Annotated in this window: 13 protein-coding genes and 10 tRNA genes; 6 read left to right on the top strand and 17 right to left on the bottom strand. The window is 66.2% G+C overall.

Going from position 1 to position 15,509, the window contains the following annotated elements:
* Nucleotides 1-85 precede the first annotated feature (85 nt).
* Genes QMZ26_RS04115 through QMZ26_RS04100 form a run of 4 tightly spaced genes read left to right on the top strand, consistent with a single transcriptional unit; the run spans nucleotide 86 to nucleotide 4,032 of the window.
* Nucleotides 86-1,042 (top strand): NAD(P)-dependent oxidoreductase, encoded by a 957-nt coding sequence (locus tag QMZ26_RS04115; RefSeq protein WP_283220659.1) that lies wholly within the window; start codon nucleotides 86-88, stop codon nucleotides 1,040-1,042.
* Complete coding sequence (locus tag QMZ26_RS04110; protein WP_283220658.1) at nucleotides 1,030-2,214, top strand: glycosyltransferase; 1,185 nt, start codon at nucleotides 1,030-1,032, stop codon at nucleotides 2,212-2,214. The genes QMZ26_RS04115 and QMZ26_RS04110 overlap by 13 nt, the downstream gene beginning before the upstream one ends.
* A gap of 4 nt (nucleotides 2,215-2,218) precedes the next feature.
* A complete protein-coding gene (locus QMZ26_RS04105) occupies nucleotides 2,219-2,797 on the top strand; it encodes a hypothetical protein (RefSeq protein ID WP_283220657.1) in 579 nt (192 codons plus the stop codon).
* Entirely contained in the window at nucleotides 2,794-4,032 is a 1,239-nt protein-coding gene (locus QMZ26_RS04100; RefSeq protein WP_283220656.1) for a nucleotide disphospho-sugar-binding domain-containing protein, read from the top strand. Before QMZ26_RS04105 ends, QMZ26_RS04100 begins: the two co-directional genes overlap by 4 nt.
* Nucleotides 4,033-4,137: 105 nt before the next feature.
* Here the strand turns inward: QMZ26_RS04100 and QMZ26_RS04095 are convergent.
* The 10 genes from QMZ26_RS04095 to QMZ26_RS04050 all read right to left on the bottom strand — a co-directional run bounded on the left by QMZ26_RS04095 (nucleotide 4,138) and on the right by QMZ26_RS04050 (nucleotide 11,415).
* Nucleotides 4,138-4,214 (bottom strand) — tRNA-Asp (locus QMZ26_RS04095).
* A gap of 81 nt (nucleotides 4,215-4,295) precedes the next feature.
* A tRNA-Asp gene (locus QMZ26_RS04090) sits at nucleotides 4,296-4,372 on the bottom strand.
* An 81-nt stretch (nucleotides 4,373-4,453) separates the two neighbouring features.
* Nucleotides 4,454-4,530, bottom strand: a tRNA-Asp gene (locus QMZ26_RS04085).
* A gap of 25 nt (nucleotides 4,531-4,555) precedes the next feature.
* A tRNA-Val gene (locus tag QMZ26_RS04080) sits at nucleotides 4,556-4,630 on the bottom strand.
* Nucleotides 4,631-4,641: 11 nt separating this feature from the next.
* Entirely contained in the window at nucleotides 4,642-4,914 is a 273-nt protein-coding gene (locus tag QMZ26_RS04075; protein ID WP_004146343.1) for an HU family DNA-binding protein, read from the bottom strand.
* A 219-nt stretch (nucleotides 4,915-5,133) separates the two neighbouring features.
* Nucleotides 5,134-7,584: an endopeptidase La gene (gene lon / locus QMZ26_RS04070; protein ID WP_079220813.1), complete on the bottom strand. Its 2,451-nt coding sequence runs from the start codon at nucleotides 7,582-7,584 to the stop codon at nucleotides 5,134-5,136.
* Nucleotides 7,585-7,726: 142 nt separating this feature from the next.
* Nucleotides 7,727-9,016: an ATP-dependent Clp protease ATP-binding subunit ClpX gene (clpX, locus tag QMZ26_RS04065; RefSeq protein ID WP_108758290.1), complete on the bottom strand. Its 1,290-nt coding sequence runs from the start codon at nucleotides 9,014-9,016 to the stop codon at nucleotides 7,727-7,729.
* 127 nt (nucleotides 9,017-9,143) lie between these two features.
* Entirely contained in the window at nucleotides 9,144-9,770 is a 627-nt protein-coding gene (gene clpP, locus QMZ26_RS04060; protein WP_079220811.1) for an ATP-dependent Clp endopeptidase proteolytic subunit ClpP, read from the bottom strand.
* 75 nt (nucleotides 9,771-9,845) lie between these two features.
* A complete protein-coding gene (tig, locus tag QMZ26_RS04055; protein WP_079220810.1) occupies nucleotides 9,846-11,141 on the bottom strand; it encodes a trigger factor in 1,296 nt (431 codons plus the stop codon).
* Nucleotides 11,142-11,330: 189 nt separating this feature from the next.
* Nucleotides 11,331-11,415 (bottom strand) — tRNA-Leu (locus QMZ26_RS04050).
* Nucleotides 11,416-11,537: 122 nt separating this feature from the next.
* Between QMZ26_RS04050 and QMZ26_RS04045 the strand changes: the two genes are divergently transcribed.
* Nucleotides 11,538-12,200: a DUF2306 domain-containing protein gene (locus QMZ26_RS04045; protein WP_283220655.1), complete on the top strand. Its 663-nt coding sequence runs from the start codon at nucleotides 11,538-11,540 to the stop codon at nucleotides 12,198-12,200.
* Nucleotides 12,201-12,221: 21 nt separating this feature from the next.
* Here QMZ26_RS04045 and QMZ26_RS04040 read toward each other — a convergent pair whose 3' ends face one another.
* From QMZ26_RS04040 to QMZ26_RS04010, 7 genes are all read right to left on the bottom strand, one after another.
* On the bottom strand, nucleotides 12,222-12,509 hold the full coding sequence (locus QMZ26_RS04040) for a hypothetical protein (protein ID WP_283220654.1): 288 nt from the start codon (nucleotides 12,507-12,509) through the stop codon (nucleotides 12,222-12,224).
* 212 nt (nucleotides 12,510-12,721) lie between these two features.
* A tRNA-Lys gene (locus tag QMZ26_RS04035) sits at nucleotides 12,722-12,797 on the bottom strand.
* A 138-nt stretch (nucleotides 12,798-12,935) separates the two neighbouring features.
* Nucleotides 12,936-13,011, bottom strand: a tRNA-Lys gene (locus tag QMZ26_RS04030).
* 79 nt (nucleotides 13,012-13,090) lie between these two features.
* Nucleotides 13,091-13,167, bottom strand: a tRNA-His gene (locus tag QMZ26_RS04025).
* A gap of 186 nt (nucleotides 13,168-13,353) precedes the next feature.
* A complete protein-coding gene (locus QMZ26_RS04020) occupies nucleotides 13,354-14,082 on the bottom strand; it encodes a hypothetical protein (protein ID WP_283220653.1) in 729 nt (242 codons plus the stop codon).
* Nucleotides 14,083-14,213: 131 nt separating this feature from the next.
* A tRNA-Arg gene (locus QMZ26_RS04015) sits at nucleotides 14,214-14,290 on the bottom strand.
* A 37-nt stretch (nucleotides 14,291-14,327) separates the two neighbouring features.
* Nucleotides 14,328-14,404, bottom strand: a tRNA-Pro gene (locus tag QMZ26_RS04010).
* A gap of 180 nt (nucleotides 14,405-14,584) precedes the next feature.
* On the opposite strand from QMZ26_RS04010, the gene QMZ26_RS04005 reads away from it, so the two are divergent.
* On the top strand, nucleotides 14,585-15,343 hold the full coding sequence (locus QMZ26_RS04005; protein ID WP_200733273.1) for a Bax inhibitor-1/YccA family protein: 759 nt from the start codon (nucleotides 14,585-14,587) through the stop codon (nucleotides 15,341-15,343).
* The last annotated feature ends 166 nt before the right edge of the window (nucleotides 15,344-15,509 follow it).

Here is a 15,509-nt window from a genome sequence, read left to right as displayed (position 1 = left end):
GCGCGGCAGCCGGCGCATACTGGGCGGTCATCTGGGCGGCCCGTCCCGGCTGCGGCGCGTCACCGGCACAAGGAGGAATACGTCCATGCGCATCCTGGTCACCGGCGCCTCCGGCTTCGTGGGGGGCGCTCTGCTGCGCCGCCTCGCCGACGTGCCCGGGGTGGAGGCGCTGGGTGTCGCCCGCCGGCCGCTGCCCCTGCCCCACTACGCCGCGCTGGACCTGTCGCAGCCGTTTGAGCTGGCGTTCCGGCCTGACGTGGTGGTCCATGCCGCCGCGCGGGTCACCCCCTGGGGCAGCCCCGCGCAGTTCCAGCAGCAGAACGTGGACACCACCGCGCAAGTAATCGACTTCTGCCGCCGCGCCGGCCATCCGCGCCTGTTGCTGGTGTCCAGCACGGCCGTGTTCTACCGCGAGGCGCACCAGTACGATCTGGACGAAGACAGCCCGATCGGCCCCGCCTTCCTGAATGAATACGCGCGCAGCAAGGCCGCCGCCGAACGCCTGCTGGCCGGCTACGAGGGCCCGTCGTGCATCCTGCGCCCGCGCGCCGTCTTCGGCCCGGGCGATACGGTGCTGCTGCCGCGCCTGCTGGCGGCCGCGCGTCGCGGCGGCGTGCCGCTGCTGGTCAGCCCCGGCGGTCCGCCGCAGATGGACCTGATCCACATCGACACCCTGGTGGAGTACCTGCTGCGCGCCGCCCAGGCGCCGCAGCTGCGGCCGGCCTACAACCTGACCAGCGCGCAGCCGGTGGACCTGCATGCCCTGCTGCAGCGGTTGCTGGCCGCCCTGCAGCTGCCACCACCGCACCGCCGCGTACCGACCGCTCTGGCCCTGCGTGCCGCCAGCGTGGTCGAAGCCGGTTGGCGCGCCCTGCGCCTGCGCAGCGAGCCGCCGATCACCCGCTTCGGGGTGGCCGCCTTCGCCTATTCAAAGACCTTCAATCCGCAGCGCATGCTGGCCGACCTGGGGCCGCCACGGGTGTCGATGGAAGACGGTATCGAACGTTTCATCGACGAGCAGCGTGCGGAATGGGCGGCCTGAGCCTGAACGGGGTTCAGCTGGCCAGCCTGGTGCTGGCGGCCCTGTACCTGCTGCTGATGGGCCTGAAGGCAGCCGGCGCGCTGCGCATCCTGGGCCAGCGCCCGCCCCGGCCGCTGGCACCGGCCGGGTACGGCGGCAGCGGCGTGGCCATCCTGCAGCCCATCCTCGGCGGCGACCCGCTGCTGGCGCAGGTGCTGCAGCACAACCTGCGGGCCCTGCCCGGCGCGCATTTCCACTGGCTGCTGGACGACGCCGACAGCACCGGGCTGGCCACCGCCGCAGCGCTGTGCGCGGCGCATCCCGGCCACCACATCACCCGCCTGCGCTGCCCGGCCGCGCCGGAGGGCACCAACCCGAAGACCTTCAAGCTGGATGCCGTGCTGCCGCAGGTGCGCGAGCCGCTGCTGCTGGTGCTGGACGACGACGCGCGCCTGTCAGCGGCGGCGCTGGCGCAGCTGGTCGATGAACTGGACGCGGCCGACGCCGATCTGGTCACCGCCCTGCCGTGCTACCGCGATGACGGCGCCGCCGGTGCGCGCTTGATGGCGCAGTTCGTCAACAACAATGCCGTGCTGACCTACCTCGGCCTGCTGCCGTGGCTGGCACCGCTGTCGATCAACGGCATGTGCTACGCGCTGCGCAGCGAGCGACTGCGCGCGCTGGGAGGATTCACCCCGTTGCTGCGGATGCTGGCCGATGACCTGGCGCTGGCCCGCGCGCTGCGCCGGCAGGGTGCTCGCCTGTTCCAGTCCACCGCGCCGGTGGAGGTGCAGACGCATGTGCCCACCCTGCAGCGCTATCGCCAGCAGATGCACCGCTGGATGCTGTTCGCCGTGCTGCTGCTGCGCGATGAGTCACCACGCCTGCGCCTGCTGATCGGCGTACTGCATGGTCTTCCGCCGCTGCTGCTGTGGGCGCTGCTGGTACTGGCCGCAGTGCCGCCGATCGGACTGCCGGCCCTCGTGGCCGCGCTGGTCGTGCTGCTGCGCACCTGCCTGCTGTTGCAACTGCAGCGCCGCGCCGGTGGGCGCGCCCGGCATCGCCCGCTGGGCTCGCTGCTGGCCGAACTGCTGCAGCCCCTGCACCTGCTGCACGCTGCCTGCGTGCGTCGCATCCGCTGGCGTACCCGGCTGTACCAGGTGCGCGCCAACGATGATTTCCAGGGGGGCTGAGTCGATGCCAGGCACCCGCACGCGGCTGCAGCTGGCCTTCCTGACCGGGCAGAGCGATCCGGCGTGCTGCGCGCTGAGTCCGCAGCAGCGCGCCTTCGGCAAGGCCCTGCTGGCGCCGGGGCGGGTGCTGCACCCCTGCAATTTCCCCTACGACGCCGCCACGCCCGATCACCAGCCGGCCGCCCTGCTGGCCGCCAGCTGGCACAACACCCGCCATTACCTGCGCTCGCGCCGCCCAGGCTTCGCAGCGGCCCACGGCCCCGCGCTGGCCCAGCTGCTGCAGGCCGCGCCGCACACCCTGCTGCTGGCCGGCAGCTGCGGGCTGGAACTGCTGGCCAACCTGGAGCTGCCGCCGGCCCTGGCGCAGCGCTGCAGCGTGCTGGCCTACGGGCCGGTGGCGCGCCGTGCACCGCGGGTGGCGCAGCTGCAGGTGCTGGTCGGGCGGCAGGACTGGGTCTCGCGGCTGGGCTGGCGCGGCGCGCGGCAGTGGATCGACAGCGGCCACATGGACTACCTGCAACAGCCAGCGGTGCTCGCCATCGCCCGCGAACTAGCTGCGCGCCTGCAGCAGGAACAGGCATGAAGATCGAACTGCTCGCCCCGCCCTACAGCGGCCACCTGCACCCGATCCTCGCCATCGCCCGCCAGCTGCAGCCGCAGCATGAGGTGACCGTCCTGAGTACGCCGGGCGCGCAGACCGCGATCTCCGCCAGCGGACTCAACGGTGGCGTGCTGCTGTCGGCAGACCAGGAAGCGGCGCTGTGGCAGATCGCCAACCCACCCACGCCGGTCAAGGCCAACCCGCTGCGGCTGCACGCCCAGCTGACCCAGGCGCTGCGCCTGATGGAACAGATGCGGCAGGCGCTGCAGGAGCGCTGGCAGCACGCGCGCCCGGACCTGGTCATTGTTGATTTCACCCTGCCACCGGCAGGCCTGCTGGCAGCCGAGCTCGGCATCCGCTGGTGGACCAGCCTGCCCTCGCCCTGCGTGCTGGACTGCAGTGACGGTCCGCCGCCGTACCTGGGCGGCCTCAGCCCCGCGCGCAATGGCTGGCAGGCACTGCAACACGCCTGCGGCCGGCAGCTGACCCGCGTGTTCAAGCGCGGCGTACACGCGTGGCAGCGCTCGGCCATGCAGCGGCTGGGGGTGGCGTCGATCTATCGCGCCGATGGCAGCGAGCGGGTCTATTCAGATGACTGCATCCTCGCACTGGGCGTGCCGGAACTGGAATTCCCCCGCACCTGGCCACGGGCGCTGCAGTTCATCGGGCCGATGCTGCACACCCCACCCGGCCCCCATGCGCCGCCGCCATTCGTGCAGGGAGCGCGGCATCTGCTGGTCACCGCCGGCACCCACCAGGACTGGATCAAACCGCGCCTGGCCGAGGCGGCGGCGACGCTGGCGGCGCTGCACCCGCAGTGGCAGATCCACGTCAGTGATGGGCACGCGGATGAAACGCGCAGCGCGCTGCCGCCGTTGCCGAACCTGCACCGGCTGCCCTTCGTCGATTACGCGCGCCACCTGCACCGCTATGACCGGGTGCTGCACCACGGCGGCGCCGGCGTGATGTACCACGCGCTGCGCGCGGGCGTGCCGTCGCTGGTATTTCCGCTGGATTACGACCAGTTCGACCACGCCGCACGCCTGCAGGCCGCAGGCGCGGGGCTGTGGCTGCGTGATCTGGACCAGCTGCCGGCGCTGTTCGCGCGCGCGCTGCAGGCCGATGCGTTCCCGGGGCTGGCGGCCCTGCAGGCGTCGGTGCAGCGGCATCTGGCGGTGGAAGCGGTGCTCGACCGCGTCGCTTCGCTTGAACGGTAGCGCCGGACCGCGCCCGGCAGATCGGGGCATGCACGCACCCCGAAAAAGCAAAATGCCCGCAGGTCCAGGACCGACGGGCATCTTCGTTGACACTTCAAACTCTGCTGGCGGAGCGGACGGGACTCGAACCCGCGACCTCCGGCGTGACAGGCCAGCATTCTAACCAGCTGAACTACCGCTCCACGTTTGCTGCAAACCTTTCTGTTTCTTCCGGCCGAGGCCGGTTGAAACAAGGCGCCCGGTTGCCCGGAAGCCTTTGAAACTGGCGGAGCGGACGGGACTCGAACCCGCGACCTCCGGCGTGACAGGCCAGCATTCTAACCAGCTGAACTACCGCTCCACGTTTGCTGCAAACCTTTCTGTTTCTTCCGGCCGAGGCCGGTTGAAACAAGGCGCCCGGTTGCCCGGAAGCCTTTGAAAGTGGCGGAGCGGACGGGACTCGAACCCGCGACCTCCGGCGTGACAGGCCAGCATTCTAACCAGCTGAACTACCGCTCCACACTTAACTTTTACTGCGGTGCTGTGGTGGGTGCTGAGGGTTTCGAACCCCCGACCCTCTCCGTGTAAAGGAGACGCTCTACCGCTGAGCTAAGCACCCCAGCGAGCCGCTTAGTTTACAGCATCCTTCAGGGCCTTACCAGCCTTGAACGACGGATTCTTCGAAGCAGCGATCTTGATGGTGTCGCCGGTCTTCGGGTTGCGGCCGGTGCGGGCAGCACGGTCGCGGACCTGGAAGGTACCGAAGCCAACCAGGGTGACCGCATCGCCGTCCTTCAGCGCCTTGGTGACGGCAGCAACGACGGCATCGACAGCGCGGCTGGACTCGGCCTTGGTCAGGTCGGCGGCTTCAGCAACGGCATCGATCAATTCGGTCTTGTTCATTCTCTACAACTCCTTTGGCGGTGGGTTCCGCTTATTCGACAGGGAAGCAACCGCACGCGATGCGCGCACGGCCGCCATGTGGAAACTGTTCGCCGAATTCAGTGATCACCAGACTGCGATCACTCATTCGCGGGTGCTGCTTTTATACCAGCGCCCCTACCCCCACGCAAGGTGGAAAGCCAGCAACGACGCGGGTTTCAGGCATTTCGACAGCGCGCGTCAATGCTTGACGCGCGCGTTTCCACTCGGTTTGGCCTTGCTGCGCACCGTGACGCGCTGCGCACTCTTGCGCGCCTTCTTCGGTGCCAACGGACGCTCCAGCGCCAGGTCCAGCACTTCCTCGATGTACTTCACCGGCACGATCTGCAGATCACGGGTGACGTTGGCCGGAATGTCAGCCAGGTCCTTGCGGTTCTCCTCGGGGATGATGACCGTGCGGATGCCGCCACGCAGTGCCGCCAGCAGCTTTTCCTTCAGGCCACCGATGGCGGTGACGCGACCGCGCAGGGTGATCTCGCCGGTCATCGCCACGTCGGCACGCACCGGCACCTTGCTCAGCATCGACACCAGCGAGGTGACCATCGCCGCACCGGCACTGGGGCCGTCCTTCGGCGTGGCGCCATCGGGCACGTGCACGTGCACGTCGTGCTTCTGCAGGAAATCCGCATCGATACCGAAGCCGACAGCGCGCGAACGCACCACCGACAGCGCTGCCGACGCCGATTCCTTCATCACGTTGCCGAGCTGGCCGGTCAGGATCAGCTGGCCCTTGCCCGGCACCAGGGTCGATTCGATCTGCAGCAGGTCGCCGCCCACCTCGGTCCAGGCCAGGCCGGTGACCAGGCCGATCTCGTTGGCTTCTTCGGCGCGGCCGAAATCGAAGCGGCGCACGCCCAGGTACTTGTCCAGGTTCTTGCTGGTGACACTGACCAGGGCCTTGGACTTCTTCGCGCCCTTCTTCGCCTTCACCGGCTGCGGGCCGGCCAGGGCGATTTCCTTCACCACCTTGCGGCAGATCTTGGCGATCTCGCGTTCCAGGTTGCGCACGCCGGATTCGCGCGTGTAGTAGCGCACGATGTCCTGGATGGCATCGCTGCCGATTTCCAGTTCTTCCGGCTTCAGGCCATTGGCCTTGATCTGCTTCGGCGACAGGTAACGGGTGGCGATGTTGAGCTTCTCATCCTCGGTGTAGCCGGGGATGCGGATCACTTCCATGCGGTCCAGCAGCGGACCCGGAATGTTGAGCGAGTTGGAGGTCGCCACGAACATCACTTCGGACAGGTCCAGGTCCACTTCCAGGTAGTGGTCGTTGAACGCGTTGTTCTGCTCGGGGTCGAGCACTTCCAGCAGCGCCGAGGACGGATCGCCACGGAAGTCCATCGACATCTTGTCGATCTCATCGAGCACGAACAGCGCGTTCTTGCTGCCGACCTTGTTGAGGTTCTGCACGATGCGGCCCGGCATCGAACCGACGTAGGTACGGCGGTGGCCACGGATCTCGGCCTCGTCGCGCACGCCTCCCAGCGACATGCGCACGAACTTGCGGTTGGTGGCCTTGGCGATGGACTGGCCCAGCGAGGTCTTGCCCACGCCCGGCGGCCCGACCAGGCACAGGATCGGGCCCTTCATCTGCTTCACGCGCGACTGCACCGCCAGGTATTCCAGGATGCGGTCCTTGACCTTGTCCAGGCCGTAGTGATCGGCGTCCAGGGTGTCCTGCGCGGCCTTCAGGTCCTTGCGCACCTTGGTGCGCTTCTTCCACGGCACGCCCAGCAGCCACTCGAGGTAGTTGCGCACGACGGCAGCCTCGGCCGACATCGGCGACATCTGCTTGAGCTTGTTCAGCTCGTTGCGTGCCTTGGTTTCCACCGGCTTGGGCATGCCGGCTTCGGCGATCTTGCGGGCCAGTTCTTCCAGCTCGCCCGGCGCGTCGTCGAGGTCACCCAGTTCTTTCTGGATGGCCTTCATCTGTTCGTTGAGGTAGTACTCGCGCTGGCTCTTTTCCATCTGCGACTTCACGCGGCCGCGGATGCGCTTTTCCATCTGCTGCACGTCGATCTCGCCGTCCACCAGGCCGACCAGCATCTCCAGGCGCTCGCCCACCGCCAGCGTTTCCAGCAGGCGCTGCTTGTCGGCCAGGCGCACGCTGATGTGCGCGGCAATGGTATCGGCCAGGCGTGCCGGCTCGTCGATGCCGGCCAGGGTCTGCAGCAGCTCCGGCGGCAGCTTGCGGTTGGTCTTGACGTACTGCTCGAACAGCGACATCAGCGAGCGGGCGATGGCCTCGATCTCGCGCGGCTCGCGCGGGTCGGCCGCGTCGATCTCCACGGCCTGGCCGTGCAGCGAGCCATCACGCTCGTCGACCTGGGTGACCTGCACGCGCGACAGGCCTTCGACCAGCACCTTGATGGTGCCGTCGGGCAGCTTCAGCAGCTGCAGCACCTGCGCCAGCGTACCGACCTGGTAGAGGTCGGCCGCATGCGGGTCATCGGTCTCGGCCGACTTCTGCGCCAGCAGCAGGATGCGCTTGTCTGCCTCCATTGCCTGTTCGAGCGCGTGCATGGACTTGTCACGGCCGACGAACAGCGGGATGACCATGTGCGGGAACACCACTACGTCGCGCAGCGGCAGGACCGGCAGGTCGAGGGTTTCACTTGGGGAACGGGCCATGGGGGCTCCAGGGAAGGGGAAAACCGCCTCCGGGAGGGCATCTTCCGGAGACAAAAAAAGCCGATGGCCCCGTTATGGGGCCATCGGCTTTCAGATGCAAGGCGTTCGTTTAAATTCCTTTCAAATCAAGGATTTGAAAGGATCACTCGGCGCCTGCGGCCTTCTGTTCAGGGGCCGCCGGGGTCTGGTAGATCAGGTACGGCTCGGACTTGTGCTCGATCACCGATTCATCCACGACCACCTTGCTGACGTTTTCCTGCGAAGGAAGGTCGTACATGGTGTCCAGCAGGACCGATTCGACGATGGTGCGCAGGCCACGGGCGCCGGTCTTGCGCTTGAGCGCCTTCCTGGCGATGGCCGACAGCGCGTCCGGACGGAACTCCAGCTCGACGTTCTCCATCTCGAACAGCTTCTTGAACTGCTTGGTGATGGCGTTCTTCGGCTCGGTCAGGATCTTGATCAGGGCCGGCTCGTCCAGCTCCTCCAGGGTCGCCACCACCGGCAGGCGGCCGACGAACTCGGGGATCAGGCCGAACTTGATCAGGTCTTCCGGCTCGACTTCGGCCAGCACCTTGCCCACTTCCACCTTGCGCTCGGCGCTCTTGACCTTGGCACCGAAGCCGATGCCGCCAGCGTCGTTGGAACGCTGCTGGATCACCTTGTCCAGGCCGGCAAACGCGCCGCCACAGATGAACAGGATGTTCTTGGTGTCCACCTGCAGGAATTCCTGCTGCGGGTGCTTGCGGCCGCCCTGCGGCGGAACGCTGGCCACGGTGCCTTCGATCAGCTTCAGCAGGGCCTGCTGCACGCCTTCGCCGGACACATCGCGGGTGATCGACGGGTTCTCGCTCTTGCGCGAGATCTTGTCGATTTCATCGATGTAGACGATGCCCTGCTGCGCCTTCTCGACGTCGTAGTCGCACTTCTGCAGCAGCTTCTGGATGATGTTCTCCACGTCCTCGCCCACGTAACCGGCTTCGGTCAGCGTGGTGGCGTCGGCCATGGTGAACGGCACGTTGAGCAGGCGGGCCAGGGTTTCGGCCAGCAGGGTCTTGCCCGAACCGGTCGGGCCGACCAGCAGGATGTTCGACTTGGCCAGTTCGACCTCATCGTTCTTCTGCCGGCTCTCGATGCGCTTGTAGTGGTTGTAGACAGCCACGGCCAGGGTGCGCTTGGCCCGGTTCTGACCAATCACGTACTGGTCGAGCACCTCGAGGATCTCGCGCGGCTTGGGCAGCGAACTGCGCGCCGACTGCGCCTTTTCCTCGAGTTCTTCACGGATGATGTCGTTGCACAGCTCCACGCACTCATCGCAGATGAACACGCTCGGACCGGCAATCAGCTTGCGCACTTCATGCTGGCTCTTTCCGCAGAAAGAGCAGTAGAGGATCTTGCCGGTGTCCGTGGAACGACCTTGGCGGTCTTCGCTCATGCTTCGCTTACCCAGTTACCCCACCCGCTGAACGGGGGTTCGATTCGAGAATAGCACAGGGCCGGAGGGACACCAGTCCCGGTCCGACCCTGCAGGAACGGGGCCTCCCTGGCCCCGTGAAGGCCGATCAACCGGCCTGGATCGACTCTTCCGGACGACGCTCCAGCACCTGGTCGACCAGGCCGTAGGCCACCGAGTCGACCGCGCTCTTGAAGTTGTCGCGCTCGGTGTCGCGGGCAATCGTTTCCAGCGACTGGCCGGTGTGCTTGGCCAGCACTTCGTTCAGGCGCGAACGCAGGGTCAGGATTTCACGGGCATGGATGTCGATGTCCGTGGCCTGGCCCTGGAAGCCGCCCAGCGGCTGGTGGATCATCACGCGCGAGTTCGGCAGCGCATAACGCTTTCCGGCAGCGCCCGAAGCCAGCAGCAGTGCGCCCATCGAGGCGGCCTGGCCGACGCAGATGGTGCTCACGTCCGGCTTGATGTACTGCATGGTGTCGTAGATCGCCATGCCGGCGGTGACCACGCCACCCGGCGAGTTGATGTAGATGCTGATGTCCTTTTCCGGGTTTTCCGCTTCCAGGAACAGCAGCTGCGCCACCACCACGTTGGCCATGTGATCATCGATCGGGCCCACGAGGAAGATCAGGCGCTCCTTCAACAGGCGCGAATAGATGTCGTAGGCACGCTCGCCGCGGCTGGTCTGCTCGACCACCATGGGAACCATGTTCAGGGCTTTGGTCCGGTTGTCCATTTCGTGAGGTACCTGTCTTGGGGGAAACACCCCCGCGCCAGGGCAGGCGCGGGGTATGGGGAGATCCGCCCCGTATTACTGGCGGATCGCGTCCTGGAACGACAGCTTTTCTTCGGTGTGCTGGGCACGCTCGGCGATCCAGTCGATCACCTGCTCTTCCATCACGCGGTTCTGCAGGCCAGACATCAGCTGGGGGTCGTTGCGGTACATCTCAATGACCTGCTCCGGCTCTTCGTAGGTCGAAGCGATCAGACGCATCGTTTCATTCAGGCGCTTGGGCTCCAGGCGCAGGTCGTTGGTGCGGGCCACTTCGCCCACCACCAGGCCGACCAGCACGCGCTTGGCAGCGGCATCCTTGAAGCCTTCGTGGGCATCGGCCGGGACGTCACCGACGTTCTGGCCGTTGCGGCGGGCCTGCTCGACCTGCTGGGCCAGCATGGCGCGGGCTTCGTTCTCGACCAGGCGCGGCGGCATTTCCACCGACGCGTAAGCGGCGATCAGCTGCTCGCCCACTTCGCGGCGCAGGCGGTTCATCAGGGCGCCCTTCAGCTCGCGCTCCAGGTTGGCGCGGATGTCGCTGCGGAACTGCTCGACGTCGCCGCCCTTCACGCCGAAGCTCTTGATGAAGGCTTCATCGACGGCCGGCACGACCGGCTCGGACAGCTCGACGACCTTGACGGTGACCTGCACGGTCTTGCCCGCCAGCACCGGCACGCGCCAGTCAGCCGGGAACTCGACGTCCAGGGTCTTTTCTTCGCCCTTGGCCAGGCCGACCAGGCCCTTTTCGATGGTTTCGAACATCATGCCCTGGCCGAGCACGATCGAACCCTTCTCGGTGCCTTCGGCCGGCAGGCGCTCTTCGCCGGCCTGCGACCAGGTTTCCAGCGCGACCAGGTCGCCGTCCTGCGCGCCACGGGTGACCGGGGCCCAGGTGCGACGCTGGTTCTGCAGGTTCTCGATCATCTGGTCGATGTCGGCGTCGGTGATTTCAGCGGTGTGGCGCACCACGGTCAGCTTGCTGACGTCGATGTCGCCGAAGTCCGGCACCACTTCGACGGTGGCCACGAAGGAGAATTCACCTTCCTCGCCCTTGTCGATGCGCGGGCTGCCGACGATGCGCAGGTCGTGCTCGCGCACGGCGGCATCGAAGGTTTCGCGCAGCAGGCCGTCCAGCGCCTCGCCACGGACCTGCGCGCCGAAGCGCTGCTCGATCACCTTGGCCGGCACCTTGCCCGGACGGAAGCCCTTGATGCGGGTGGTACGGGCGATTTCGCCCAGGCGGCCGTTGATGTGGCTCTGCAGACGGTCTTCCGGCAGCGAGAAGCTCAGGCGGCGTTCCAGGTTGCCGATGGTTTCGATCGAAGCTTGCATGTTGACTCCTGCCACCGGTGGCCCACGCCCCCGGCTCGATGATTGGGATGAAACGGTTGTAAGGACACGACGTCTGGGACGCGCCTGCTTGCCGCAGCCCTTTAGTTTCGCCCAATTCGGCCTGCACTGCCAGCGCGTGGCGGTCAAGGGGCCGCAGGGAGCCCGATCAGGGCGGGGACAGGCCGGCACTGGTGCGAAAGGGGGGACTCGAACCCCCACGCCTTGCGACACTGGAACCTAAATCCAGGGCGTCTACCAATTCCGCCACTTTCGCGTGGCCGGCACAGGGGTTCATTGTCGCAGGCGGGGCTGGAAAGCGAAAGGCGTGACAAAGCTGAATGTGCGGATCAACGCATTTCGCGCAGACTCGCCAGACTGCCCTGGCCGGACATCCCGATGGAGCACATCAGCACTGCCGCGCCCTCCCCGCGCACCTGGAACGCCTGGTGGAAGGCCACCTTCTGGCTTCTGGGCCTGGCCGTGGCCGGGCACTTCCTGTGGGCCACCGCGCAGCGCTATGTGCAGGTGACGCCCGAGGCCTACGGCATGTTCTGGGACCGGCGCAGCTGGCTGTGGCTGCACATCACCGGCGGCAGCCTGGCCATGCTGGCGGGGGCCAGCCAGTTCGTGGCGGCGTTGCGCCGGCGCTGGCCCGCCCTGCACCGCTGGCTGGGGCGCACCTACCTGCTGGGCATCCTGCTGGGCAGTGCCGCCGTGGTCGGGCTGCTCATCACGACCCAGGGCTGGCTGGCACTGAAACTCGCGTTTGCTGCCACCGGCCTTGCCTGGCTGATCACGTCATTGCGCGGCTACCGCACGATCCGCCGCGGCGAGATCGACGCCCATCGGCGCTGGATGCTGCGCAGCTACCTGGTGACCCTGTCGCCGGCGGTCTTCCGCTTGTTCCTGCTGGTACCGCCGCTGATGCAGCTGGCATCGCCGCTGGTGATGGTGCCCAGCCTGCTGGTGCTGAGCTGGGCGCTGCCGCTGCTGGCCTACGAAACGGGACGCCGCCTGCCGCGACTGCGTGCGGTGCCGGCGCGGGCCCGGATGGCCTGAGCCACCGCGGGCCCGGTGGGATTACTGCGCTGGCTGGGCCGGTGCAGACGAGGACGGCGCCGCTGCAGGATCGGCTTTGCGCAGCTCGGCCGAGGAACCGTCCGCTGCGCGGGTGACCTCGACCGCCTCGGGCATTGCGCCGTCTTCTTCCGATGGCACTGCCGGCTTCCCCGGCACCATGTCCGTACCCGCACCGCGCTCCACCGTCTGCGCGTGATCTTCGGCGGTCGCAGGCGGCTCGCCCGCCGTGCAGCCCACCAGCGCGAGCAGCAGCGCGCCAGACACGATCAGCCCTGCATTCGGTTTCATTGCAATCATCAACGCTCACTCCACCTGCATGCGCCACTGGCGCGGAACATTCATTGGGAATGATGCGAAGTGCGATCGGTGAGATGCAGTGCACAGCATTGAAAACACTGATGACGCATGTAACCCAGTTTCAAGCGTGGATGCGCGACTACCGCCGATCACCTGATCGCAGGCAAGAAAAAAGCCACTTGGCGAACCAAGTGGCTTTCGTCTGGTGGGCTGTCAAGGATTCGAACCTTGGACCTATTGATTAAGAGTCAACTGCTCTACCAACTGAGCTAACAGCCCGAAATCGGGGCGCGAATTATGACCCCATCCGCCTGGGGGATGCAAGCACTTCGTTCAACATCGTTGACGTCCGCACTGCTCCGGGTACCGCACTATCTGAAGAAAAAAGCCACCTGGCATACCAGGTGGCTTCCGTCTTGGTGGGCTGTCAAGGATTCGAACCTTGGACCTATTGATTAAGAGTCAACTGCTCTACCAACTGAGCTAACAGCCCTTGAAACTCAGACGCACATTATAGCGTGCATTCTGTTTATTGCAATACCGTGTCGGCGCTGCCGATGCGGTTGAAACAGTGGGGTGGCTGAGGGGATTCGAACCCCCGACCACCGGAATCACAATCCGGTACTCTAACCAACTGAGCTACAGCCACCACTGAAACTTTGCTTCATCGCCGATGCGGCTGGCGCTGGAGCCTGATACGTTGCCTTGGTTGGGCGGAAGCAGAAGTTCCGTCCCCCGAAGCGAGTCCGGCATTTTCCGGGAGTCGCGCGGGAATTGCAAGCACTTCTTCACATTGATGTGCAGGGGCCTGCCCGGGGCCGACGGCACCTGCCACTCAGGGATCGCTGGCCGAGATGACCCGGGTCGTTTCGCCTGCTTCATCCAGGAACGCCAGCGTCGCCTCGCCCTTCGGCGTGACCTGCAACTGCAGGCGCGGATTCCCCTTTGCATCCAGCAACTGCAGCATCGCGTTGCGCGAACCGGACTTGCCGAGGAATACGCGACGGGTGATTGCCTCCTCGCCCGCCTTGGCCAGGCGCTCGTCATCGGCCGAAAAAATCGGGCGTCTCAGGCCATCGGCCACGTCGTTGAACATCAACCCCGCGAAACTGCCCTCCGGACCGTCCAGCCCCAGCAACTGCAGCTGCTGGTCCTGCTGGTAACGATCAAAGGTGAGGCTCATCCCGCTGTCCGGGCGCCCGTCCTTGCCCAGCGCACCGTTGAAGATCAGGCCACCGTTCTCGGTGCCCTCGTCATTGAGGAACAGCATGCCGGCCATGGGCCGCTTGTGCGCGGTGATCTCCTCGCCCTTCATGAAGCCACCGGGGAAACGCGCGCGATTGGACACGACCAGGCGCAGGGTGCCGTCAGGTTCGCGGATGTTGATGCGCTGCGCATCGATGACATCGAACGAGGCATCGCGATGGGCACTGGCCCCCATCAGCAGGCCGGCCACCGCCAGCAGGGTGACGCCGCCGCAGTACAGCGAAAGCCGCCGCTGGCTGCTGCGCAGGCGCTGCACTTCCGCGGCGAGGTCGTTGTCCCGGGCTGCCTGTTCCGTCATGCGTCTCACTCCTTTGATGGGGCACGAAATGCGGACAACGCGCTGCCCCGGACGGCCTTGTCCGAGCAATGAGTGTAACGGGCGGGCATGAAGAGGGCCATGCGCCGGAAGTCAGGAAAGCTTTCCTGCAATGGCGCGCCCGACAGGAATCGAACCTGTAACCGCCGGCTTAGAAGGCCGGTGCTCTATCCAGTTGAGCTACGGGCGCCCGAACCGGAACGGCGTCCAATCCGACGTAGTGGGATTGGTCGGGGTAGAGGGATTCGAACCCCCGACATCCTGCTCCCAAAGCAGGCGCGCTACCAGACTGCGCTATACCCCGGCACTGCAATCCCCTCGGGCAGGGCCCGGGGAGCTGGTCATTGTGAACAAGCGCAGCGCAGCCTGTCAACGCGGCCGGCCCGGCCACGTGCCGCCGCTACGCCACCCTGCCCGGCCATGGGCTATGCTCGCGGCAATCGGCCGGATGGCCGTAACCACCCCTTTCGCACGGAGATCTCGCATGCGCAGCGGCAACCCGGCTCTTTCCGAGTCGACTTTCCTCGATCTGGCCAGCGGCTCGGTGGTGACCCACCCCGACCAGGCGATGACCCTCAACGGCACCGTCAACAAGACCGGCATCCTGTTGCTGCTGACCGTGCTGACCGCCGCCTTCGCCTGGAACCAGTCGATCAACCCGCTCGGCGAGGTGATGCCCAGCGCCAAGCTGTACGCCATGGGCGGCGCGATCGGCGGCCTGGTGCTGGCACTGGTGACCATCTTCAAGAAGGAATGGTCGCCGGTCACCGCGCCGATGTACGCGCTGGTGGAAGGCCTGTTCCTGGGCGCCATCTCGGCCCTGTTCAACATGAAGTTCCCGGGCATCGTGTTCCAGGCGGTGCTGCTGACTTTCGGCACCCTGTTCGCCCTGCTGTTCGCCTACCGCAGCGGCCTGATCAAGGTCACCGAGAACTTCAAGCTGGGCGTGGTCGCCGCCACCGGTGGCATCGCCCTGCTCTACCTGGCCTCGTTCGTGCTGGGCTTCTTCAACATCAACGTGCCGATGATCCATGACGCCAGCCTGCTGGGCATCGCCTTCAGCCTGTTCGTGGTGGTGGTGGCCGCGCTGAACCTGGTGCTGGATTTCGATTTCATCGAGACCGGCGTGGCCCAGCGCGCGCCGAAGTACATGGAGTGGTATGGCGCATTCGGCCTGATGGTGACCCTGGTCTGGCTGTACGTGGAATTCCTGCGCCTGCTGTCGAAGATCCAGCAGCGCTGAGTCCAATCAAGCCGTAAACGACAAGCCGCGATCCGCAAGGGTCGCGGCTTTTTCTTGGAGCGGAGGGGTGGTAGAGCCGAGCCCATGCTCGGCTGCTCCAGGCGCAAATGCAGCCGAGCATGGGCTCGGCTCTACAGAAAACCCGTCGAGCAAGCTCGACTCTACG

This window comes from Stenotrophomonas sp. PFBMAA-4 (assembly GCF_030053215.1).
In the GTDB taxonomy this organism is placed as follows: Bacteria; Pseudomonadota; Gammaproteobacteria; order Xanthomonadales; family Xanthomonadaceae; genus Stenotrophomonas.
The sequence above is the reverse complement of the archived record's forward strand: the minus strand, read 5'-3'. Positions and strand labels throughout refer to the sequence as shown.

Excerpts from the sequence above, each read along its gene's own strand:
- QMZ26_RS04115 (WP_283220659.1), top strand. The coding sequence starts at position 86 with ATGCGCATCCTGGTCACCGGCGCCTCCGGCTTCGTGGGGGGCGCTCTG.
- QMZ26_RS04110 (WP_283220658.1), top strand. The coding sequence starts at position 1,030 with ATGGGCGGCCTGAGCCTGAACGGGGTTCAGCTGGCCAGCCTGGTGCTG.
- QMZ26_RS04105 (WP_283220657.1), top strand. The coding sequence starts at position 2,219 with ATGCCAGGCACCCGCACGCGGCTGCAGCTGGCCTTCCTGACCGGGCAG.
- QMZ26_RS04100 (WP_283220656.1), top strand. The coding sequence starts at position 2,794 with ATGAAGATCGAACTGCTCGCCCCGCCCTACAGCGGCCACCTGCACCCG.
- QMZ26_RS04075 (WP_004146343.1), bottom strand. The coding sequence starts at position 4,914 with ATGAACAAGACCGAATTGATCGATGCCGTTGCTGAAGCCGCCGACCTG.
- lon (WP_079220813.1), bottom strand. The coding sequence starts at position 7,584 with ATGGCCCGTTCCCCAAGTGAAACCCTCGACCTGCCGGTCCTGCCGCTG.
- clpX (WP_108758290.1), bottom strand. The coding sequence starts at position 9,016 with ATGAGCGAAGACCGCCAAGGTCGTTCCACGGACACCGGCAAGATCCTC.
- clpP (WP_079220811.1), bottom strand. The coding sequence starts at position 9,770 with ATGGACAACCGGACCAAAGCCCTGAACATGGTTCCCATGGTGGTCGAG.
- tig (WP_079220810.1), bottom strand. The coding sequence starts at position 11,141 with ATGCAAGCTTCGATCGAAACCATCGGCAACCTGGAACGCCGCCTGAGC.
- QMZ26_RS04045 (WP_283220655.1), top strand. The coding sequence starts at position 11,538 with ATGGAGCACATCAGCACTGCCGCGCCCTCCCCGCGCACCTGGAACGCC.
- QMZ26_RS04040 (WP_283220654.1), bottom strand. The coding sequence starts at position 12,509 with ATGAAACCGAATGCAGGGCTGATCGTGTCTGGCGCGCTGCTGCTCGCG.
- QMZ26_RS04020 (WP_283220653.1), bottom strand. The coding sequence starts at position 14,082 with ATGACGGAACAGGCAGCCCGGGACAACGACCTCGCCGCGGAAGTGCAG.
- QMZ26_RS04005 (WP_200733273.1), top strand. The coding sequence starts at position 14,585 with ATGCGCAGCGGCAACCCGGCTCTTTCCGAGTCGACTTTCCTCGATCTG.